The sequence below is a fragment of the Tepidimonas ignava genome, from assembly GCF_004342625.1.
Classification (GTDB): Bacteria; Pseudomonadota; Gammaproteobacteria; order Burkholderiales; family Burkholderiaceae_C; genus Tepidimonas; species Tepidimonas ignava.
In genome coordinates this window covers 122,501-144,733 of the sequence record NZ_SMAH01000006.1, presented here as the reverse complement: position 1 = coordinate 144,733, position 22,233 = coordinate 122,501, and the positions used below count along the sequence as shown (strand labels likewise).

Sequence of the window (22,233 nt, the reverse complement as noted above, 5' to 3'; positions counted from 1 at the left end):
CCATCTTACGCCCGCGCGGCGCGGGCGGCGACGAACCACCACCTGCCCACGCCGTCAGGCCAGCAGCGCACTGACGCGCTTGACGTAGCCGGCCGGGTCCTCGGGCATGCCGCCTTCGGCGAGCAACGCCTGGTCGAACAGCACCTGGGCCAGGTCGTCGAAGCGCGCGTGGCCGTCGAGCTTGCGCACCAACGGGTGCTCGGGGTTGATCTCTAGGATTGGCTTGACGTCCGGCACCTTCTGGCCGGCAGCCTTCAGCAGCCGCGCCAGCTGCATCGAGTACTCGCCGTCTTCAACCACCAGGCACGCCGGCGAATCGACCAGCCGCGCCGACACCCGCACGTCCTTGGCTTTGTCCTTGAGCGTGTCGCGCAGGCGCTGCAGCAACGGTTTGAGCGCTTCGGCCGCGTGCTCGGTCTTTTTCTTCTCGTCTTCGTCTTGCAGCTTGCCCAGGTCCACCGCGCCTTTGGCCACACTGCGCAGCGGCGTGCCGTCGAAGTCGTGCAGGAACTGCAGCATCCACTCGTCGACGCGGTCGGTCATGAACAGCACTTCGATGCCCTTTTGGCGGAACACCTCCAGCTGCGGGCTGTTCTTGGCCGCGGCCAGCGACTCGGCCGTCAGGTAGTAGATGGCCTCCTGCCCCTCCTTCATGCGCGCCTTGTAGTCGGCCAGCCCGACACTGGGCGTATCGCTGTGGGTGGAGGCAAAGCGCAGCAGCTTGGCCAAGCGCTCGCGGTGGGTGAAATCCTCGCCCAGCCCCTCCTTGAGCACGCTGCCAAACTCGGCCCAAAAGCGGCTGTACTTGCCGGCGTCGGCTTCGGCCTGCTTTTTCTCGTCGTCGCTCAGGCGCTCCCAGTCCTCGCCGGTGGGCAGGCGGTCCTTGGCGGCCAGGTCTTCCAACATGCTGAGCACGCGGCGCGTGTTGCCCTCGCGGATGGCACGCACGTCGCGGCTCTCTTGCAGCAGCTCGCGGCTGACGTTGAGCGGCAGGTCGGCCGAATCCACCACCCCCTTGACCCAACGCAGGTACACCGGCATCAGCGCCTCGGCGTCGTCCATGATGAACACGCGCCGCACGTACAGCTTGACGCCGCCGCGCTTGTCGCGGTTCCACAGGTCCACCGGCGCCTTGGCCGGGATGTACAGCAGCTGCGTGTACTCGGTGCTGCCCTCGACGCGGTGGTGCGCCCACGCCAATGGGGGCTCGTCGTCGTAAGCGAGGTTTTTGTAAAACTCGATGTACTGCTCGTCGGTGATGTCCTTCTTGGCGCGCGTCCACAGGGCGCTGGCGGTGTTGACCTGCTCCCACTCGTCCAACAGCACGTACTCGCCCTTGTCCTTGTCCCACTGCTCCTTGGGCATCAGAATCGGCAGGCTGATGTGGTCGGAGTATTTGCTGATGATGGACTTGAGCTTCCAGCGGCTCAGGTACTCGCTGGCGTCGTCGCGCAGGTGCAGGATGACGCTGGTGCCGCGCGCCGCGCGCGTGATGGCTTCGGTGGTGAATTGGCCGGTGCCGTCGCTGGTCCAGCGCACGCCCTGCTCGGGCGGCAAGCCGGCGCGACGGCTTTCCACCGTGATGCGGTCGGCCACGATGAACCCGGAGTAAAAGCCGACCCCGAACTGGCCGATCAGTTGCGCGTCCTTTTTCTGGTCGCCGGAGAGGCGCTGCAAAAACTCGCGCGTGCCGCTTTTGGCGATGGTGCCCAGGTGCTCAATGGCCTCGGCCTCGCTCATGCCGATGCCGTTGTCGGTGATGGTGATGGTCTTGGCGGCTTTGTCGAAGGTGACGCGGATCTCCAGGTTGGGCACATCCTCGTACAGCGAGGCGTCGGCCAGCGCCTCGAAGCGCAGCTTGTCGCACGCGTCCGACGCGTTGGAGACCAGCTCGCGCAAAAAGATGTCCTTGTTCGAGTACAGCGAGTGCGTCACGAGGTGCAGCAGCTGCGCCACCTCGGCTTGGAAGGCATGGGTGTGTTGGGTCATGGTCGTCGACAACGATCGTTGGGCGGATTGCGCATCGGGTCACCGCGGCGCGCTGCCCGCGCGCCGCGCCACCCGCCGGGCCGCAGGTGGGGACGGCGCCGCTCTTTTCAAGGCCACCCGACGCGGGGTTCAGCGCCCCGCCGTGCGCAGCCAGCTCGCGCACTCGTCCGGCGGCATCGGACGCGCATAGGCGTACCCTTGCGCGAGTTGGCAACCGCGCGCCAGCAACAGCGCGCCCTGGGTAGGGTTCTCAACCCCCTCGGCCACCGTTTGCAGGCCCAGCCGCTGCGCCAGCGCGGCGATCAGGTCCACGATGGCTTCGGCATCGCCGTCGCGCCCCACGTCCGCGACGAAACTGCGATCGATTTTGAGCCGCTGCACCGCGAAGCGCCGCAGGTACGCCAGCGACGAGTACCCGGTACCGAAGTCGTCGATCGCCAGCGGCACGCCCAACGCGCGCAGCGCCTCGGTGGTGGCCAGCGCCGCTTCGGCGTCGTGCGCCAGCACACTTTCGGTCAGCTCCAGCTCCAGCGCGTGGGCCGGCGCCCCGGTTCGCCGCAGCGCCGCCTGCACCCGGTGGGGAAAGTCGCCCTGCCGGAACTGGGCCACCGACACGTTGACCGCCACACGCGCGCACGGCACGCCCTGATCGTGCCACTGCACCCACTGGCGCAGGGCTTGCTCCAGCACCCAATCGCCCAGCGGAATGATGAGCCCGCTGTCTTCGGCCACGCCAATGAATTCCGCCGGGGGCACGACACCCAGCCTGGGGTGGTGCCAGCGCAGCAACGCCTCGACACCCAGCGGGGCGCCGTCGGTCAACCGCACCTGCGGCTGGTAGTGCAGCGACAGCTCGCCGCGCTGCACCGCCTGGCTCAGCGCTCGGTGCAAGGCGTGCACACGCTCGCTGCGCGATTGCAACGCCGGGTTGTACACGCGCCAGCTGCGGCGGCCAGCGGCCTTGGCCTCGTTGAGCGCCATGTCCGCGGCGGCCACCAGCGCCTCGAAATCGTGGCCATGCTCGCCCAACCACGCCACACCGGCGGACAACGGCACGACCACCTCATGCCCGAGCACCACAATGGGCTCCTGGGCCCGCTGCACCAAGCGCTGCGCCCACTGCGTCGCGCACGCGGCGTCGCAGTCGGGCAACACCGCCACAAAGCGGTCGCCGCTCATACGCGCCCACACCCCGGGCGGGGCAATGCGCTGCTGGCCCATGTGCGCCACGGTTTGCAACACCGCGTCGCCCACCGCGTGGCCCAGCGCATCGTTGATGTTGCGAAACAGGTCCAGATCCGCGCACACCACCGCCAACGCCGTGCCCTCCGCGCGGGCTTGCGCCACCAGGCGGCGCCCTTGCTCCAGCGCCTGGGTCCAGTTCGGCCCGCCGGTCAATGGATCCTGGTACGCCAGCCGGCGCAACTCCGCCTCGGCACGCTCACGCCGCCACACCTCCTCGCGCAGCCGCTCCACCGTGCGCTGCAGCTGGCGCGTTTGCTCGCGCTGGGTGCGGGCCACGTGGTCGTACAGCTCGCGCAACGCTGCCTGCAGGGCCGGCGACGGCATCGAAGGCCGGGGCATGGTCTCCATGGTCGCACGCTTGTCGCTGAATGGTCGTGGCCATCGTACCGCAGCCCGACCACACTGCCAAGGTTGGGCATGCGCCCCGGTCACGCCGGCCCGTCGCTGCCGGCTCGGCGCAGCGCGGCCAGGTCGAGCACACGCAACCCCCCGTACTCGACCGCGATGGCCCCCTGCCGCTCCCAATGCGCCAGCGCCTGGTTGACACGCTGGCGCGACAGCCCCACCAGGTAGGCCAGTTCCTGCTGCGTGATACGCAGCACCTGCCCCACCCCGGGAAACAGCCCCGGGTGGAACAGGTTGGCCAGGCTGCGCGCCACGCGCACGTCGGGGTCGCTGATGCGGTCGATCTCGCGCGCGGCGATGAATTGCCCCAGCCGCTCGTTGAGCTGGTGCATCACAAAGCGGTTGAAGGCGATCGAGTTGTCCAGCAGCCAGTGGAATGTGTCGATCGGCAAGCCCGCCACACGGCTGCGCCGCAGCGCCTGCACGTTGTAGCGGTACGCCTCGCGCTTGAGCGCAGTGCCCTCGCCAAACCACCCGCCCGGCGCCAGCCCGGTGAACGTCATGATGGGGCCGCGGCTGTCGTCGTTGCTCATCTTGAGCAGCCCGTCGATCAACCCCAGCCAGTACGTCGCCGGCCGCCCGACGCGGCAAATGTAGTCGCCCGGCTCGGCCTCGCTGACCATCAGGGCCTCACGGGCGCGGTTGCGGGCGTCCGCTTCCAACCCATGCAGCCAGGGAATCGAGGCCAGCTCGGCGTCGGTCAGCGGGCGCGCGCGTTGGCGCAAACGGTTGGCGGTGGGGCTCACGGACATCGTTCTCCGGCCACCAATCTTGGCGCGCCCTCGCCAGCGCCGCGCCCGCGACCTAGGGTAAATCCCAATCAGGGTGAACCCTAGATTGTCCACACAAGGACAAAAAAACGTCAAATGTCGGCGTACAGTGGATCGCAAGACGGCCACACGGCCCCATCAGCGGGCCCAGCCGCGCCCCAAGGAGACCCCATGCGCACGACGTTTCCGCGCTTGTTGATCCGCCACGCCCAGGCGCGCCCCGACGCGCCGGCGATGCGCGAAAAGGAGTACGGCATTTGGCAAGTCACCACCTGGCGCCAGATGCTGCAGCGCGTGCAGCACATCGCCGCCGGCCTGCACCAGTTGGGCTTGCGCCGCGGCGAACACCTGGTCGTGATCGGCAACAACCGCCCCAGCCTGTACGCCGCCATGCTGGCCACGCAGGCGCTGGGCGGCATCCCTGTGCCGCTGTACCAAGACGCCGTGGCAGCCGAGTGCGTGTTTCCCATCAACAACGCCGAGGTGCGCTTCGCCGTCGTCGAAGATCAGGAGCAGGTGGACAAGCTGCTCGAAATACGGCCGCAGTGTCCGCAGCTCGAACACATCCTGTTTGACGACCCGCGCGGGCTGCGCCACTACGACCACCCGGGGCTGGCCGGGTTGGCCGAGGTCGAAGCGGCCGGCGCGGTGTTTTGCCGCGAGCACCCCGAGTTTTTCGACGAGCAAGTCGAGCTCGGTCAACCCGACGATGTGGCCGCGATGTTTTTCACCTCCGGCACCACCGGCAACCCCAAGGGCGTGGTGCACACCCACCACACGCTGCTCAACCGCGCGGAGGTCGGCGCCCAATTCGACCGCCTGACCGAGCGCGAAGAGGTGCTGGCCTACCTGCCATTGGCGTGGATCGGCCAAAACATCTTCAGTTACGCGCAGTGGCTGGCCTGCGGCTACGTGGTCAACTGCCCGGAGTCGTCGTCGACCGTGATGATCGACCTCAAGGAAATCGGGCCGACCTACTACTTCGCCCCGCCGCGCATCTTCGAGGGCATGCTCACCAACGTCATGATCCGCATGGAGGACGCTGGGCGGCTCAAGCGCGCGATGTTCCACACCTTCATGGACGTGGCGCGGCGCATCGGCCCCCGGCTGATGGACGGCCAACCGGTCGGGCTGGGCCAGCGGCTGCTGTACGCGCTGGGCAACGTGCTGGTGTACGGGCCGCTGCGCAACAACCTGGGCTTTTCGCGCGTGCGGGTGGCGTACACGGCCGGCGAGGCCATCGGCCCGGACCTGTTCACCTTCTACCGCTCAATCGGCATCAACCTCAAGCAGCTCTACGGCTCGACCGAAACCGCGGTGTTCGTGTGCCTGCAGCCCGACCACGAGGTCAAGGCCGACACCGTGGGGGTGCCGTGCGAGGGGGTCGAGATCAAGCTGTCCGACAGCGGCGAAATCCTGGTGCGCTCGCCCGGGCTGCTCAAGGAGTACTACAAAAACCCCAAGGCCACCGCCGAAGTGCTGGACGCCGACGGCTGGTACCACACCAGCGACGCCGGCTTCATCGACGCCAGCGGCCACCTCAAGATCATCGACCGCGTCAAGGACGTGGGCCGGCTGCGCGGTGGCGCGCACGACGGCGCCATGTTCGCGCCCAAGTACGTCGAAAACAAGCTCAAGTTTTTCTCGTACATCAAGGAGGCGGTGGCGTTCGGCGACGGGCGCGACAAGGTGTGCGCGATGATCAACATCGACTTCGAGGCGGTGGGCAACTGGGCCGAAAAGCGCGGCCTGCCCTACGCCGGCTACACCGACCTGGCCGGCAAGCCCGAGGTGTACGCGCTGATCCAGGAGTGCGTCGAAAAGGTCAACGCCGACCTCAGCCGCGACCAGATGCTGTCGGGCAGCCAGATTCACCGCTTCCTGATCCTGCACAAAGAGCTCGACGCCGACGATGGCGAACTCACCCGCACCAACAAGGTGCGTCGCGGCTTCATCGGCGAAAAGTACGCCGTGCTGGTCGATGCGCTGTACGGCGGCAAGACCGAGCAGTTCATCGAAACGCAGGTCAAGTTCGAAGACGGTCGCACCGGCTCCATCAGCGCCACGCTGCGCATCGCCGACGCCAAGACCTTCGCGCCGCTGCAGCAGGCGGCCTGACGCCACGGCACCGCAGTCCCGAGGAACCAACCCATGGCCCAACGCAAGATCGGTGACGTCATCCTGGATGTGCGCAACATCAGCCTGCGCTTTGGCGGCGTCAAGGCGCTGACCGACATCTCGTTCGATGTGCGCGAGCACGAAATCCGCGCCATCATCGGCCCCAACGGCGCGGGCAAGTCGTCGATGCTCAACTGCATCAACGGCGTGTACACCCCGCAGGAGGGCTCGATCACCTTCCGCGGCCAGACGTTTGCGCACATGAACAGCCGCCAGGTGGCCGAAATGGGCATCGCGCGTACCTTCCAGAACCTGGCGCTGTTCAAAGGCATGAGTGTGCTGGACAACATCATGACCGGGCGCAACCTGCGCATCAAGAGCAACCTGTTCTTGCAGGCGCTGCGCGTCGGGCCGGCCGAGCGTGAGGAGATCGAGCACCGCGAAAAGGTCGAGCGCATCATCGACTTCCTCGAAATCCAGGCCTACCGCAAAACCCCGGTGGGCCAGTTGCCCTACGGCTTGCAAAAGCGCGTGGACCTGGGCCGTGCGCTGGCGATGGAGCCGCAGGTGCTGCTGCTCGACGAGCCGATGGCCGGCATGAACGTCGAGGAAAAGCAGGACATGTGCCGCTTCATCCTCGACGTCAACGACGAGTTTGGCACCACGATCGTGCTGATCGAGCACGACATGGGGGTGGTGATGGACATCTCGGACCGCGTGGTGGTGCTGGACTACGGCAAGAAGATCGGTGACGGCACCCCCGACGAGGTGCGCAACAACGAAGACGTGATCCGGGCCTACCTGGGCACGAGCCACTAACGCCTGACAGGGGAGCTGCAACGATGGCTTTTTTCCTCGAAACCGTGTTCGGTGGCCTGATGGCCGGCATGCTGTACGCGCTGGTGGCGCTGGGCTTTGTGCTGATTTTCAAAGCCTCGGGCGTGTTCAATTTCGCGCAGGGCGCGATGGTGCTGTTCGCCGCGTTGGCCATGGCCCGCTTTGCCGAGTGGTACCCCCAGTGGCTGGGCATCGACAGCCTGTGGCTGGCCAACGTGCTGGCGTTCATCACGGCGGCGGCCATCATGTTCGCCGTCGCGTGGCTGATCGAGGCGCTGGTGCTGCGCCACCTGGTCAACCAGGAGGGCGCCACGCTGTTGATGGCCACGCTGGGCATCACCTACTTCCTGGACGGCTTGGGGCAAACGATCTTCGGCAGCGACATCTACCAAATCAACATCGGCATGCCCAAGGACCCGATTTTTGTGCTGGACAACGTGTTCGAAGGCGGCATTTTGCTCAACCAGGAAGACCTGATCGCCGCCGGCATCGCCGCCACGCTGGTGGCGGGTCTGAGCCTGTTTTTCCAGAAAACCGGCACCGGGCGCGCGCTGCGCGCGGTGGCCGACGACCACCAGGCCGCGCAATCGATCGGCATCCCGCTCAACCGCATCTGGGTCATCGTGTGGTGCGTGGCCGGCATCGTGGCGCTGGTGGCCGGCATGATCTGGGGCTCCAAGCTCGGCGTGCAGTTCTCGCTGACCACGGTGGCGCTGCGCGCGCTGCCGGTCATCATCCTGGGCGGCTTGACGTCGGTGCCGGGCGCCATCGTCGGCGGGCTGATCATAGGCGTGGGCGAAAAGCTGTCCGAGGTGTACCTGGGCCCCTACGTCGGTGGCGGCATCGAAATCTGGTTTGCCTACGTGTTGGCGCTGGTGTTCCTGCTGTTTCGCCCGCAGGGCCTCTTTGGCGAAAAGATCATCGACCGTGTCTGAGCTCCACGCCGCGCTTGCCCCCACGCACTGAGGACGACCCATGTTCTACCGCGAAAACGGCCAATTCAAAACCAGCTACCGGGCGGATCAGGCCATTTTTCCGATCGCCCAGGACCGTTGGGCCATCTTGGCCTTGGTGGCGTTCGCGTTCGTCGGCGTGCCGCTGCTGGCCGACGAGTACCTGTTCCGCGCCATCCTGATCCCGTTTTTGATCCTGTCGCTGGCCGCCATCGGGGTCAACATCCTGGTGGGCTACTGCGGCCAGATCTCGCTGGGCTCGGGCGCGTTCATGGCGGCGGGCGCCTACATGGCCTACAACGCGTTCGTGCGCATCGAGGGCATGCCGCTGATCGTGGCGCTGCTGATCGGCGGTGTGTGCGCCACGCTGATGGGCATCGTCTTTGGCATCCCCAGCCTGCGCGTCAAAGGGCTGTACCTGGCCGTGGCCACGCTGGCGGCGCAGTTTTTTGCCGACTGGGCGTTTTTGCGCATCGGCTGGTTCACCAACCACAACCCGTCGGGGTCGGTGTCGGTGTCGAACCTGAGCGTGCTGGGCTGGCGCATCGACACCCCGGTGGAAAAGTACTTGTTTTGCCTGGGGTTCGTGGTGGTGTTCGCGCTGCTGGCCAAAAACCTGGTGCGCTCGGCCATCGGGCGCGAGTGGATGGCCATCCGTGACATGGACGTGGCCGCCGCCGTCATCGGCATCCGCCCGGTGTACGCCAAGCTGTCGGCGTTTGCGGTGAGCTCGTTCATCGTCGGTGTGGCGGGCGCGCTGTGGGGCTTTGTGCACCTCGGGTCGTGGGAGCCGGCGGCGTTTTCGATCGACCGCTCGTTCCAGTTGCTGTTCATGGTCATCATCGGCGGCCTGGGCTCGATCATGGGCAGCTTTTTCGGCGCCGCCTTCATCGTCGTGCTGCCGATCTTCCTCAACCAGTTCCTGCCTTGGCTGGGCGGCTTGTTCGGGCTGGAGATTTCCACCGCCGCGGTCAGCCACACCGAGTACATGATTTTTGGCGCGCTGATCGTGTGGTTCCTCATCGTCGAGCCGCACGGCCTGGCCAAACTGTGGTCCACGGCCAAACACAAGCTGCGCATCTGGCCGTTCCCGCACTGACGACACCCTTTCCCCACCCGTGCTTCAACCCGAAGGAGACACACCATGAAGCTGCGATCCACCGTCCTGGCCGCCGCCGCGGCGGCCGCCACCGTCGCCACCGCGCTGGTGGGCACGCCGGCCCAGGCCCAGCAGGCCAAGGAGCAGTTCTTCCCGGTGCTGGTGTACCGCACCGGCGCCTACGCGCCCAACGGCGTGCCGTGGGCCAACGGCTTTATCGACTACCTCAAGCTGACCAACGCGCGCGGTGGCATCAACGGCGTCAAGATCAGCTTCGAGGAGTGCGAGACCGGCTACGCCACCGACCGTGGCGTCGAGTGCTACGAACGCCTCAAGGGCAAAAACGGCGGCGCCACGATGTTCCAGCCGCTGTCCACCGGCATCACCTTCGCGCTGACCGAAAAAGCGCCGGTGGACAAGATCCCGCTGATCACCGCCGGCTACGGCCGCAGCGAATCGCAGGACGGTGGCGTGTTCAAGTGGAACTTCCCGCTGGCAGGCACCTATTGGGTCGCGGCCGACGTGCTGATCCAGCACATCGGTAAAAAAGAGGGCGGCCTGGCCAACCTCAAGGGCAAGAAGATCGCGCTGGTCTACCACGACAGCCCCTTCGGCAAGGAGCCGATCCCGCTGCTGCAAGAGCGCGCCGCGATGCACGGCTTCCAGCTCAGCCTGCTGCCCGTGGCGCATCCGGGTGTCGAGCAAAAATCCACTTGGCTGCAGATCCGCCAGCAGCGCCCCGACTACATCCTGCTGTGGGGTTGGGGTGTGATGAACTCCACCGCCCTCAAAGAGGCGCAGGCGGTGGGCTACCCGCGTGAGAAGATGTACGGCGTGTGGTGGGCCGGCGCCGAGCCGGACGTCAAAGACGTCGGCATGGGCGCCAAGGGCTACAACGCCGTCACGATGCAGCACGGGGCCGAGCCCAACGCCCCGTTCATCAAGGAAATCCTCGACAAGGTGCATGCCAAGGGCCAAGGCACCGGCCCGCGCGAGGAGGTGGGCAGCGTGCTGTACGTGCGCGGCGCGATGAGCGCGATGCTGGCCGTGGAGGGCGTGCGCCGGGCGCAGGAGCGCTTTGGCAAGGGCAAGGTCATGACCGGCGAGCAGGTGCGCTGGGGCTTGGAAAACCTGGACCTGACCCAGGCCAAGCTCGACGCGCTGGGCTTCAAGGGCGTCTTGCGCCCCATCTCCACCAGCTGTCAGGACCACATGGGCGCGGCCTGGGCCCGCATCCACACCTGGGACGGCACCAAGTGGGTGTTCACCAGCGACTGGTACCAGGGTGACGAGCAGATCATCAAGCCGATGGTGCGCGCCGCGGCCGACAAGTACGCGGCCGAGAAAAAGATCCAGCGTCGCACGCCGCAGGATTGCCAGTCCTGATGGGCGCCGGCCCGTGCGCCGTGCCTGCGGCGCACGGGCGCTGCCCCCGTGGAATCGGGGCGCAGCGCCCCAGCCGGCAGCCCCCACCCCACACGGGGGCTGCCGAGTGGGGTGTTTCACCCACGACACAGCCGAGGTTGCTTCCATGACGACTCCCGCCCCCGTCCTCACCGTCAACGGCATCGAGGTCATCTACAACCACGTCATCCTGGTGCTCAAAGGCGTTTCGCTGCAGTTGGGCGAAGGGCAAATCGCCGCCATCCTGGGCGGCAACGGCGCCGGCAAGACCACCACGCTGCGCGCGATTTCCAACCTGCTCAAGGGCGAACGCGGCGAAGTCACCAAAGGCTCGATCGAGCTGCGCGGCGAGCGCATCGAAAACCTCACCCCGGCCGACCTGGTCAAGCGCGGCGTCGTCCAAGTCATGGAAGGTCGGCACTGCTTTGCCCACCTGACCATCGAAGAAAACCTGCTCACCGGGGCCTACACGCGCAAGGACAAGGGCGAAATCGCCGCCAACCTCGACAAGGTTTACACCTACTTCCCACGCCTCAAAACCCGCCGCACCAGCCAGGCCGCCTACACCTCCGGCGGTGAACAGCAGATGTGCGCCATCGGCCGCGCGCTGATGGCCAACCCCAGCGTGGTGCTGCTGGACGAACCTTCGATGGGCCTGGCCCCGCAGATCGTCGAAGAGGTGTTCGAGATCGTCAAAGACCTCAACCAAAAAGAAAAAGTCAGCTTCCTCATCGCCGAGCAAAACACCAACATGGCGCTGCGCTACGCCAACTACGGCTACATCATGGAGTCTGGCCGCATCGTCATGGACGGCGCGGCCGACGACCTGCGCAACAACGAGGATGTCAAGGAGTTTTACCTTGGCATGGGTGGCGGCCAGCGCAAGAGTTTCCGCGACGTCAAGAGCTACAAGCGCCGCAAGCGCTGGCTGGCTTGACCGTCTCGACGCTTTCCCCTCCTTCCCCACCATCCCCTGGCGCCGCGCCCATGCCCACGCACCACGACGACCTCGAAACCCGGCCCGCCGACGCGCGCGAGGCCGACCTGATGAGCCGCCTGCCCGCACTGGTTGCGCACGCGCAACGCGCGGGCGGTTTTTGGGCTGAGCACCTGGTGGGCGTCGACCCGGCCCAGGTCACCAGCCGCGCCGCGCTGGCTCGGCTGCCCGTGTTGCGCAAGCACGAGCTGCTGCAGCGCCAGCAGGCCAGCCGTGCGTCGGGGGGCGACCCGTTCGGTGGGTTGGCCACGATCGGCTGGCGCGGGCTGCTGCACGCGCGCGGCGCGCGCCGCGTTTACCAGTCGCCCGGCCCCATCTACGAACCCGAAGGTGAAGCGCCGGACTATTGGCGCAGCGCCCGCGCGCTCACCGCGGCCGGCTTCGAAGCCGGTGACCTCATCCACAACGCGTTCAGCTACCACCTCACGCCGGGCGCTTGGATCATGGAAGCGGGCGCGCACGCCATCGGCTGCACCGTCTTCCCCGGGGGTGTGGGCAACACCGAGCAGCAGCTGGCCGCCATCCTGGACTTGCGCCCGGTGGGGTACTGCGGCACGCCCAGTTTTTTGCGCATCCTGGTGGACAAGGCCGAGGCGGCCGGTGTCGCGCTGCCGATACACAAAGCCCTGGTCTCCGGCGAGGCCTTCCCGCCCAGCCTGCGCGACTGGTTGGCGCAGCGGGGCATCACCGCCTACCAGGCGTACGCCACCGCCGACGCCGGCCTCATCGCCTACGAAACCCAGGCCCGCGAGGGCCTGGTGCTGGATGAGGGCGTGCTGCTCGAAATCGTGCGGCCCGGCACCGGCGATCCGGTGCCCGACGGCGAGGTCGGCGAGGTCGTGGTGACCGTGTTCAACCCGGCCTACCCGTTGATCCGCTTTGGCACCGGCGACCTGTCGGCCGTGCTGCCGGGGACGTGCCCCACCGGCCGCACCAACACCCGCATCCGCGGCTGGCTCGGGCGCGCCGACCAAACCACCAAGATCAAGGGAATGTTCGTGCACCCGTCGCAGGTGGCCGAGGTGCTGCGGCGCCACCCGCAAGCGCTGCGCGCGCGCCTGGTGGTCAGCGGACGCATGGCCGACGACCGCATGACCCTGCGCGTGGAAACAACCCTCACCGATGACCACGCGCTGCGCCAAACCCTGGCCCACACCCTGCGCGAGGTGACCAAACTGCGGGGCGACGTCGAGCTGGTCGCGCCGGGCAGCCTGCCCAACGACGGCAAGGTGATCGAAGACGCGCGCAGCTACGACTGAGTTGGGGTTTGCGCGGGTTGCGCGCCGTGGGGGTGGGCCTATCATCGGGCCTACGCTTACCTTTGCTGGAGACCATCGATGAACAAGACGTTGTTGTCGTTTGCCTTGGCCGTGTCGGTCAGTGCGGCCGCCCAGGCGTTTCCCACCAAGCCCATCACGTTCGTCGTGCCGTTTGCCGCCGGCGGCCCCACCGATACGGTGGCGCGCCAGCTCGCCGAGGCCATGCGCAAGCACCTCGACAACGCCACCATCGTCGTGGACAACGCGGCCGGCGCTGGCGGCACCATCGGCGCCAACAAGGTGGCCCGCGCCGCCCCCGACGGCCACACCTTGCTGGTGTGGCACATCGGCATGGCCGCCACGCCGGCGCTGTACCGCAAGTTGCCCTACAAGCCACTGGAGGACTTCGAATACCTGGGCATCATCAACGACGTGCCGATGACGCTGGTGGGCAAACCGCAGCTGCCGGCCAACACCTACCGCGATTTCGAAAACTACATCCGCGCCAACCAGGGCAAGCTCAACCTGGGGCATGCGGGCCTGGGGTCAGCGTCGCACATCTGCGGCGTCATGTGGCAGTACGCGGTCAAGCTGGACAAGTCGATGGCCACCATCGCCTACCGCGGCACCGCGCCGGCGATGAACGACCTCATCGCCGGCACCATCGACGTGATGTGTGACCAGACCACCAACACCACGCAGCAAATCGAAGCTGGCCGCATCAAGGCGTTTGCCGTCACCACCGCCAAACCGCTGGCGGACCACCCCTTGCTCAAGCACTACCCGACGCTGCAGGAGATGGGGCTGAAGGATTTCAATCTCACCATCTGGCACGGGCTGTACGCGCCCAAGGGCACCCCCGCGCCGGTGCTGCAAAAACTCAACCAGGCGCTGCGCGCCGCGCTGCAGGATCCAGACTTCAAGAAAAAGCAGGCTGACTTGGGGGCCATCGTGGCCGGCCCGCGTGACCCGCGCGTCACGCCCGAGGGCCACAAGGCGTTTGTGGCCGCCGAAATCAGCAAGCTCAAAACCGTCATCGACGCCGCCGGCCAGTACGCCGACTGACGCCCCGGGGCACTGGGTGGGGCGTTCTCACACGCCCCACACCACCTCGCAGCCTTCGCGCTGGCAGTGCTGCAGCATCTCGATGAAGGGCGCGACGCGCACCCGCAACGGCACGCGCTCCTCCAGCGGCTCGGTCGGCTCGTCGCCTCGCGCCTGAGCCTCCTCTCGGCGACGCGCCTGTTCAGCCTCCTCGGCCGCCACGGCGGCGCGCAGCGCCTCGATCGCCGCCGCCATCTGCTCAGGCAGGATGATGCCCGGCCCGTCGGGGTCTTTGCCCAGGATGTGCAGCACCTGGCGTCCATTGGGCTCCAGCATGACCACATCACCGGTGGCTTTGGATTTGAAGCGGTACAGCATCGCTTGGTGACCTCGTGTTGAGCGGTTGAGCATCGGAACCCATGGTAAGGGCGGGCTGTCAGCCTGACAAGGGGCTGCCGCCGGCAACCCATGCCCGCGCTGGGCGGCCGGGCAGAATCAGTTGCCCGCCGTCCGCTCGCTCACCAGCGCCAGCCCAGCCAAGTTGCGCAGCGCACGCACCAAATGGTGCTCCACACCGCCCAGCTCGGGCAACACGATGCCTGAACCGTCCAGGTGCAACCAGCCCAGCCAACGCTCGCCACGCCACAGTGGCAGCACGATCATCGAGGTGCCGGGGGTGCACGCGGCACGGTACCACGCGGGCAGCCGCGCGGCGATTTTGGGCGCGGTCACGTCCTGCAACCAGCTGTCGCGCGTCATTCGCCCGAGCGTCACCAACAAGTCCACCGCCTCAGCGCCAGCCGCAGGCCGGCTGGCCAGCCGGTACTGGGCGGCCAGCGTCTCCGCCTGGGGCCCCAGGCACGCCAAGGGCGCAGCCTGCTCGACGCCAGGCTGCGGCGCCACCACCCAGGCACGCCGCGCCCGCAACGCCCGCAGCATGATCTCCAGCGTCAGCTCCAGCCGGGCGTGCGTCGGCAACCCGTCCAAGCACGCCGCCGTGGCGTCAAACAGCCCCTGGGCCAACACCAGCGCCGGCGCAGCGTCAGGGGGCACGTCCGCGGGCACCGTCGACGGTGATTGCGCCGCACCCGATCGGTCACCCCCCGCGGCAGGTGGCAGGGCCACGGGTGCCCCTGACGCGGCAGCGGGTTCGGCGCGCCATGCGGCCCCCTTCCACCGCAGCCCGACCGCCTTGGCCAAGGTGCCCATGCGCTCGTGCGCCTGCTGGGCCGCCTGCACGACCTGCTCCGGCGTCTTGTCCACCAAGTGGGCGTACCGGTTGGCCAGCCGCTCAAGGGCCGAAGCGTGGCCGTCCCGTGCGCCCAGCAACCAAGCGTCCGCGAGATCGGACCCCGCCGCGGCCACCCAACGTTGCCACTCCACCCGATCGGTGGGAGGCCGCGCCGGCACCGGGCCGCGCGGGCGCTCCATCGTCCGTTGCAGCTCGGCCGGAAAGCCCCACATGCGCGCCACCGCCAACGCAAGCTCGTCGTAGCTGACCCCAAGGTGCCGCAGCGCCGCGGCAGCTTCACGTGCCCCATCCCCTTGCGCTTCGGCCTCAATGCGCTGCGCCAACTCGGGCAGGAAGCGCACGGTCAGCATCCGTCCCAGCCCCTGGAACAGGGCCGCGAGAAAAACACTTTCCCGCTCGACACCTGTGCCCAGCAGCTCAGCGGCCATGTGCGCGGCCAGCAACGACCGCGCAAACACGTCTTGCATGCGCCCGGCCTGTTCGCGGTCGCCCCAGTGCTCAAGCATCATCAGGCTGGCCGCGATCCCCTTGACGGTGCCCATCCCCAGCAAACTGATGGCCCGCGACACGGTCGCCACGCCGCCGCGATGGGCGACGTACGGCGCGGCGTTGACCCAGCGCAGCAGTTTTTGCGTCAACGCCACATCCTGCAGGATTTCATCGGCCAAGCGGTGCAGGTTTTCCTCTTCGCGCTCCGACAGCATCTGCACCCGCCGCACCTGCTGCGACAGCGCGGGGAAATCGGCATCCGTGCCAATGCGCTGCAGCAACGCGGCCAGGCGCTGCGAGCGCTCCGTCGCCACCGCCGCATCAGGCAGGCCCGCCGCGCCGGACCGCGTCGCCTCACGCGGTGTCATGGGTACGCAGCACCGTATCGACCAGCCGCCCGGCGATCTGACCCACCGCCAGCGCCGCGGGGCAGCCCGGCGTGTGCACCAACAGCAACTGGCGTCGCATCACCGCCTCCTTGACCGCCGGGTCCACGGGGATGTCGCCGACGTGCACCAAACGCACCGCGCCCCCCTGGCCACCGCCGACAAAACGGTTGAGCACCGTTTGCAGCTGCTGCGTGATCGCGCGTCCATCACCGGGACGCGCCGCCTGGTTGACCACCAGCCGAATCAGCTGACGCCGCTGCTGCGTGGCCAACACCTTGATCGTCGCGTAGGCGTCGGTCAGCGAGGTCGGCTCGGGCGTGGCCACGAGCAGCACTTCAGTGGCCAGCGACAGCGCGAACAGCACCACGTCCGAAATCCCCGCGCCGGTGTCCAGCAGCAACACGTCGTAGCGCGGCACCACCTCGCCCATCAGGCGCAGGAAATCCTCCCGCACCTCCGGCGTCAGGCGCGAATACTCGACCATGCCCGAGCCGGCCAGCAACACGTTGAAGCCCCCCGGCGCTTTGACGATGGCCTCGTCCAGCGTGCAGCGGCCCGTGAACACGTCGTGCAGTGTCAACTTGGGGTACAGGTTGAGCACGACGTCGAGGTTGGCCAAGCCCAGGTCGGCGTCCAGCACCAGCACGCGCAACCCGCGCCGCGTCAGGGCCGCAGCCAGGTTGGCCGACAAAAATGTCTTGCCCACGCCGCCCTTGCCGCTGGTGATGGCGATCACCTTGCCCTTGGACGGATGCAGCACGACGCCACCCACCGCGGTGGCGGGCGTCGGCTCGGAATGGGAGGTCGCGTTGGTGGTCATGTCACGTCGGGCTCGGCCTGTTCGGCCCCTGCGATGATAGGCGCTGGGCCGCCCAGCAATCCGTAGAGCATATCCTTTTCTTCGGCGCTGACTTCGTCATGGCGCAGCGGTTCGATCATCACCCGGTTGCGCCCGGCGCGCTTGGCCTCGTAGAGCTGCCGGTCGGCCCGCTCCAGCCAGTGGGCCAACGTCGTGCGCACCCACGGAGGGGCAAACGCCCCCCCGACACTGGCGCTGACCGCCACCGAGCGCCCATCGGGCACCGTCACCGTGCGCTGTAGCGCGGCGCGCAACCGCTCGGCCAACGCCTGCGCGCGCGCCGGGGTGACGTTGGGCAACAGGACGACGAACTCCTCGCCCCCCAAGCGGGCCACGGTGTCCATCGGGCGCACCGTGCTGCGCAACGTGTCGGCCGCCGCCCGCAACACCGCATCACCGGCCGGATGCCCATGCTCGTCGTTGATACGCTTGAAGTGGTCCAAATCGACCATCAGCAACAGCGGCGTCTCCCCCGCGCGGCTGGCACGGTCGAGCTCTTGCGCCGCCCGTGCCTCGAAGGCACGCCGGTTGGGCAGCCCGGTCAGCGCATCGTGCTCGCTGAGCTCGCACAAAGCGTCCAGCACCGCTTGCACGTCGTGCGCCGTGGGCGGCTGCTGGGGCGGCGGCAGCACCACCCCCGCCTGGCGCAGCAACGCCCGGGCATGGTCCAAACGGAGTGAGCTCCAATCCATCGCGGCATCCTGACCCGGGTGCAGCCGGGCCTGCGTGGCCATTGTATTCGGCCCCCTCGCCCACGCATGCACGCCGCGTCATGCGGTGTTGTGCGCACGCCGCAGCACCACCGCCGACTGCTTCAGCCGGCGGCCAGCAGGCCGCTGAACAGCCGGCGGGGGGCACACGCCTTCGCCGCCTGCCCAATCGCCGCGATATGTTCCGGTGTCGTGCCACAGCATCCGCCGACGATGTTGACCAAGCCCTCCGCCGCAAACGTGTGCAACAGCCGCGCCGTGTCCTGCGGCGCTTCGTCAAAGCCGGTTTCACTCATCGGGTTGGGCAAGCCCGCGTTGGGGTAGCAACTGATGTACGTGTCGGGGGCCACCCGCGCCAATTCCTGGATGTAGGGCTTCATCAGCGCCGCCCCCAGCGCACAATTCAACCCCACCGCCAACGGCTGCGCGTGGCGCACGCTGGCCCAAAACGCCGCCACCGTCTGCCCACTCAGCAGCCGCCCGGAAGCGTCGGTGACGGTGCCACTGACGATGATTGGCAAACACTCGCCGGTGGCGTCGAACGCCCGCTCGATCGCAAACAAGGCCGCCTTGGCGTTGAGCGTGTCGAACACCGTCTCCACCAGCAGCACATCGACCCCACCCTCGATCAACGCCAGCGCCTGCTCATGGTAGGCCGCGTCCAGTTCATCGAACGTCACGTTGCGTGCGCCGGGGTCGTTGACGTCCGGGCTGATGCTGGCCGTGCGCGGCGTCGGCCCCAGCGCCCCGGCCACCCAACGCGGCCGTTGCGGGGTGCTGTAGCGGTCCACCGCCGCGCGCGCCAGCGCCGCCGACGCCAGGTTCATCTCACGCGCCCAGGCCTGCAACCCGTAGTCCGCTTGCGCGATCGAGGTCGCGCCGAACGTGTTGGTCTCGATGATGTCCGCCCCTGCCGCCAGGTAGCCCTCGTGGATCTGGGCGATCACGTCCGGACGCGTCAGGCTCAGCAACTCGTTGTTACCCTTGAGGTCACCGGGGTGTTGCGCCCAGCGGGGATCGACGCCGCGCGGGCCGCCCGCGCCGCGGTACTGCTGTTCGTCCAGCTTGAAACGCTGGATCATCGTGCCCATCGCGCCGTCGATGATGACGATGCGTTGCCGCAACGCCTCCACCAAGCCGTGGCCCCGCGTGTACGTTCGCTGCATGGTTGCTCCTGCCATGGCGCCCGTGGCCGCGGCGCCGTTCGCTTGCCCCAAAAGGAAAACCCCGGAATTCTTGCAGAACTCCGGGGTCGCCTTGGTAATAACACCCTGACGATGACCTACTTTCACGCGCTCAAGGGGCGCACTATCATCGGCGCGAAGGTGTTTCACGGCCCTGTTCGGGATGGGAAGGGGTGGGACCACCTTGCTATGGTCGTCAGGCATAACCGGTTGGCCTGGCCGCTGGGTGTTGCGCGGCCAGGCGCTGCATAGAGTCGAGCACGTTTGGGGCGAAGTCATGACGTCGTCGCTTGGAGCTGCCCAAGACGGCGTCGTGGTTGGTGCGGTCGCGCCGCACCTTGGCTAGCAAAGCTATAGGGTCAAGCCTCACGGGCCATTAGTACTGGTTAGCTCAAGGCCTTGCAGCCCTTACACACCCAGCCTATCAACGTCGTGGTCTACGACGACCCTTCAGGGGGGTCAAGCCCCCAGGCAGATCTCATCTTGGGACGAGTTTCCCGCTTAGATGCTTTCAGCGGTTATCTCTTCCGCACATAGCTACCCGGCGATGCCACTGGCGTGACAACCGGTACACCAGAGGTGCGTCCACTCCGGTCCTCTCGTACTAGGAGCAGGCTCCCTCAAATCTGCAGCGCCCACGGAAGATAGGGACCAAACTGTCTCACGACGTTTTAAACCCAGCTCACGTACCTCTTTAAATGGCGAACAGCCATACCCTTGGGACCGGCTACAGCCCCAGGATGAGATGAGCCGACATCGAGGTGCCAAACACCGCCGTCGATATGAACTCTTGGGCGGTATCAGCCTGTTATCCCCAGAGTACCTTTTATCCGTTGAGCGATGGCCCTTCCATACAGAACCACCGGATCACTTAGACCTGCTTTCGCACCTGCTCGACCTGTCAGTCTCGCAGTCAAGCACGCTTAGAGCCTATGCACTAACAGCACGATGTCCGACCGTGCCTAGCGTACCTTCGTGCTCCTCCGTTACGCTTTAGGAGGAGACCGCCCCAGTCAAACTGCCCACCATGCACTGTCCCCACCCCCGCTTCAGGGGGCCAGGTTAGAACCTCAAACGCACCAGGGTGGTATTTCAACGTCGGCTCCACGGCACCTGGCGGCACCGCTTCTCAGCCTCCCACCTATCCTACACAGATCCGTTCAAAGTCCAATACAAAGCTGCAGTAAAGGTTCATGGGGTCTTTCCGTCTTTCCGCGGGGAGATTGCATCATCACAAACACTTCAACTTCGCTGAGTCTCGGCAGGAGACAGTGTGGCCATCGTTACGCCATTCGTGCAGGTCGGAACTTACCCGACAAGGAATTTCGCTACCTTAGGACCGTTATAGTTACGGCCGCCGTTTACCGGGACTTCGATCAAGAGCTTGCACCCCATCACTTAATCTTCCGGCACCGGGCAGGCGTCACACCCTATACGTCCACTTACCGTGTTCGCAGAGTGCTGTGTTTTTAGTAAACAGTCGCAGCCACCTATTTTTTGCAACCCATTCACGCTTCGATGCTCTCTACACGCTACTAGGGCACACCTTATCCCGAAGTTACGGTGTCAATTTGCCGAGTTCCTTCTGCCGAGTTCTCTCAAGCGCCTGAGAATACTCATCTCGCGCACCAGTGTCGGTTTGCGGTACGGTCAACTGCAAGCTGTAAGCTTAGTGGCTTTTCCTGGGACCCCATTCGGTTGCTTCGCGGGACATGCCCACTCGGGCGACGGCCTCGGTATGTGTGCGCCGGATTTGCCTAACGCACGCCTACTTCCGCCTCCACCGGCACTTCCAACCGCCGGCTCAACCTAGCTTGATCCGTCCCCACATCGCACTTGCAGTCGGTGCAGGAATGTTGACCTGCTTCCCATCAGCTACGCCTTTCAGCCTCGCCTTAGGGGCCGACTCACCCTACGCCGATGAACGTTGCGTAGGAAACCTTGCGCTTACGGCGAGCAGGCTTTTCACCCGCTTTAACGCTACTCATGTCAGCATTCGCACTTCCGATACCTCCAGCAGGGTTCTCACCCCACCTTCAGCGGCCTACGGAACGCTCTCCTACCATGCGTGTTGCCACGCATCCGCAGCTTCGGTGCCCGGCTTGAGCCCCGTTACATCTTCCGCGCAGGACGACTCGATCAGTGAGCTATTACGCTTTCTTTAAATGATGGCTGCTTCTAAGCCAACATCCTGACTGTCTTAGCCTTCCCACCTCGTTTCCCACTTAGCCGGTCTTAGGGACCTTAGCTGGCGGTCTGGGTTGTTTCCCTCTCGTGTCCGGACGTTAGCACCCGGTGCACTGTCTCCCGTGCTCACACTCTTCGGTATTCGGAGTTTGCCTTGGTTTGGTAAGTCGCCATGACCCCCTAGCCAAAACAGTGCTCTACCCCCGAAGGTGACCACACGAGGCACTACCTAAATAGTTTTCGGAGAGAACCAGCTATTTCCAGGTTTGTTTAGCCTTTCACCCCTATCCACAGCTCATCCCCTACTTTTGCAACAGCAGTGGGTTCGGCCCTCCAGTACCTGTTACGGCACCTTCAGCCTGGCCATGGATAGATCACCTGGTTTCGGGTCTACGCCCAGCGACTCCATGCGCCCTGTTCGGACTCGGTTTCCCTGCGCCTTCCCTACTCGGTTAAGCTTGCCACTGAACGTAAGTCGCTGACCCATTATACAAAAGGTACGCCGTCACCCCAAAGGGCTCCGACTTTTTGTAAGCATGCGGTTTCAGGTTCTATTTCACTCCCCTCCCGGGGTTCTTTTCGCCTTTCCCTCACGGTACTGGTTCACTATCGGTCGATGACGAGTATTTAGCCTTGGAGGATGGTCCCCCCATCTTCAGACAGGATTTCACGTGTCCCGCCCTACTTGTCGCACGCCTAGTTCCACCATCAATCTTTTCCATACGGGGCTGTCACCCTCTGTGGCCGGACTTTCCAGACCGTTCTGATAGATCAATGGCTACATCGTGCAGGCTGCTCCGGTTTCGCTCGCCACTACTGCCGGAATCTCGGTTGATGTCTTTTCCTGCGGGTACTGAGATGTTTCAGTTCCCCGCGTTCGCCTCGTCGACCTATGGATTCAGTCGACGATACCCCTCATCGGGGTGGGTTGCCCCATTCGGAAACCCCCGGATCAATGCTTGCTTGCCAGCTCCCCGAGGCTTATCGCAGGCTGCCACGTCCTTCTTCGCCTGTCATCGCCAAGGCATCCACCACATGCTCTT

16 protein-coding genes and 2 rRNA genes (1 of these 18 running past the window's edge) are annotated in these 22,233 nt (G+C 66.0%); 8 read left to right on the top strand and 10 right to left on the bottom strand.

The window, feature by feature from the left end:
- Positions 1-54: 54 nt before the first annotated feature.
- From htpG to EDC36_RS06365, 3 genes are all read right to left on the bottom strand, one after another.
- The gene (gene htpG, locus EDC36_RS06375; RefSeq protein ID WP_132962404.1) at positions 55-1,989 is read right to left on the bottom strand and encodes a molecular chaperone HtpG; all 1,935 of its coding nucleotides are present in this window, start codon (positions 1,987-1,989) and stop codon (positions 55-57) included.
- 129 nt (positions 1,990-2,118) lie between these two features.
- Positions 2,119-3,582 (bottom strand): putative bifunctional diguanylate cyclase/phosphodiesterase, encoded by a 1,464-nt coding sequence (locus tag EDC36_RS06370; RefSeq protein WP_132962403.1) that lies wholly within the window; start codon positions 3,580-3,582, stop codon positions 2,119-2,121.
- A gap of 80 nt (positions 3,583-3,662) precedes the next feature.
- Positions 3,663-4,391 (bottom strand): Crp/Fnr family transcriptional regulator, encoded by a 729-nt coding sequence (locus EDC36_RS06365; RefSeq protein WP_132962402.1) that lies wholly within the window; start codon positions 4,389-4,391, stop codon positions 3,663-3,665.
- 189 nt (positions 4,392-4,580) lie between these two features.
- On the opposite strand from EDC36_RS06365, the gene EDC36_RS06360 reads away from it, so the two are divergent.
- From EDC36_RS06360 to EDC36_RS06325, 8 genes are all read left to right on the top strand, one after another.
- Positions 4,581-6,527: an AMP-dependent synthetase/ligase gene (locus EDC36_RS06360; protein ID WP_132962401.1), complete on the top strand. Its 1,947-nt coding sequence runs from the start codon at positions 4,581-4,583 to the stop codon at positions 6,525-6,527.
- Between the two features lie 33 nt (positions 6,528-6,560).
- Positions 6,561-7,346: an ABC transporter ATP-binding protein gene (locus EDC36_RS06355; RefSeq protein WP_132962400.1), complete on the top strand. Its 786-nt coding sequence runs from the start codon at positions 6,561-6,563 to the stop codon at positions 7,344-7,346.
- A gap of 23 nt (positions 7,347-7,369) precedes the next feature.
- The gene (locus EDC36_RS06350) at positions 7,370-8,299 is read left to right on the top strand and encodes a branched-chain amino acid ABC transporter permease (protein WP_132962399.1); all 930 of its coding nucleotides are present in this window, start codon (positions 7,370-7,372) and stop codon (positions 8,297-8,299) included.
- A 40-nt stretch (positions 8,300-8,339) separates the two neighbouring features.
- Complete coding sequence (locus EDC36_RS06345; RefSeq protein ID WP_132962398.1) at positions 8,340-9,416, top strand: branched-chain amino acid ABC transporter permease; 1,077 nt, start codon at positions 8,340-8,342, stop codon at positions 9,414-9,416.
- A 45-nt stretch (positions 9,417-9,461) separates the two neighbouring features.
- Complete coding sequence (locus tag EDC36_RS06340) at positions 9,462-10,802, top strand: ABC transporter substrate-binding protein (protein ID WP_132962397.1); 1,341 nt, start codon at positions 9,462-9,464, stop codon at positions 10,800-10,802.
- A gap of 145 nt (positions 10,803-10,947) precedes the next feature.
- A complete protein-coding gene (locus EDC36_RS06335; protein WP_132962396.1) occupies positions 10,948-11,757 on the top strand; it encodes an ABC transporter ATP-binding protein in 810 nt (269 codons plus the stop codon).
- A gap of 50 nt (positions 11,758-11,807) precedes the next feature.
- Entirely contained in the window at positions 11,808-13,076 is a 1,269-nt protein-coding gene (locus tag EDC36_RS06330; RefSeq protein WP_132962395.1) for a phenylacetate--CoA ligase family protein, read from the top strand.
- 78 nt (positions 13,077-13,154) lie between these two features.
- Positions 13,155-14,141, top strand: coding sequence for a tripartite tricarboxylate transporter substrate-binding protein (locus EDC36_RS06325; RefSeq protein ID WP_132962394.1), 987 nt, complete (start codon positions 13,155-13,157; stop codon positions 14,139-14,141).
- Positions 14,142-14,168: 27 nt separating this feature from the next.
- Here EDC36_RS06325 and EDC36_RS06320 read toward each other — a convergent pair whose 3' ends face one another.
- The 7 genes from EDC36_RS06320 to EDC36_RS06290 all read right to left on the bottom strand — a co-directional run.
- On the bottom strand, positions 14,169-14,531 hold the full coding sequence (locus tag EDC36_RS06320; protein WP_390616782.1) for a DUF1840 domain-containing protein: 363 nt from the start codon (positions 14,529-14,531) through the stop codon (positions 14,169-14,171).
- Positions 14,532-14,615: 84 nt separating this feature from the next.
- Positions 14,616-16,229: an HDOD domain-containing protein gene (locus tag EDC36_RS06315; RefSeq protein ID WP_132962393.1), complete on the bottom strand. Its 1,614-nt coding sequence runs from the start codon at positions 16,227-16,229 to the stop codon at positions 14,616-14,618.
- Positions 16,216-17,070 carry a MinD/ParA family protein gene (locus EDC36_RS06310; protein WP_132962392.1) on the bottom strand — a complete coding sequence of 285 codons (855 nt, stop codon included), beginning with the start codon at positions 17,068-17,070 and terminating at the stop codon, positions 16,216-16,218. The genes EDC36_RS06315 and EDC36_RS06310 overlap by 14 nt, the downstream gene beginning before the upstream one ends.
- Positions 17,067-17,801: a GGDEF domain-containing protein gene (locus EDC36_RS06305; RefSeq protein ID WP_243646495.1), complete on the bottom strand. Its 735-nt coding sequence runs from the start codon at positions 17,799-17,801 to the stop codon at positions 17,067-17,069. The genes EDC36_RS06310 and EDC36_RS06305 overlap by 4 nt, the downstream gene beginning before the upstream one ends.
- A gap of 122 nt (positions 17,802-17,923) precedes the next feature.
- Positions 17,924-18,985, bottom strand: coding sequence for a homocysteine S-methyltransferase family protein (locus tag EDC36_RS06300; RefSeq protein ID WP_132962390.1), 1,062 nt, complete (start codon positions 18,983-18,985; stop codon positions 17,924-17,926).
- Between the two features lie 103 nt (positions 18,986-19,088).
- Positions 19,089-19,204: ribosomal RNA gene (rrf, locus tag EDC36_RS06295) — 5S ribosomal RNA — on the bottom strand.
- A 154-nt stretch (positions 19,205-19,358) separates the two neighbouring features.
- Positions 19,359-22,233: ribosomal RNA gene (locus EDC36_RS06290) — 23S ribosomal RNA — on the bottom strand (it continues 12 nt past the right edge of the window).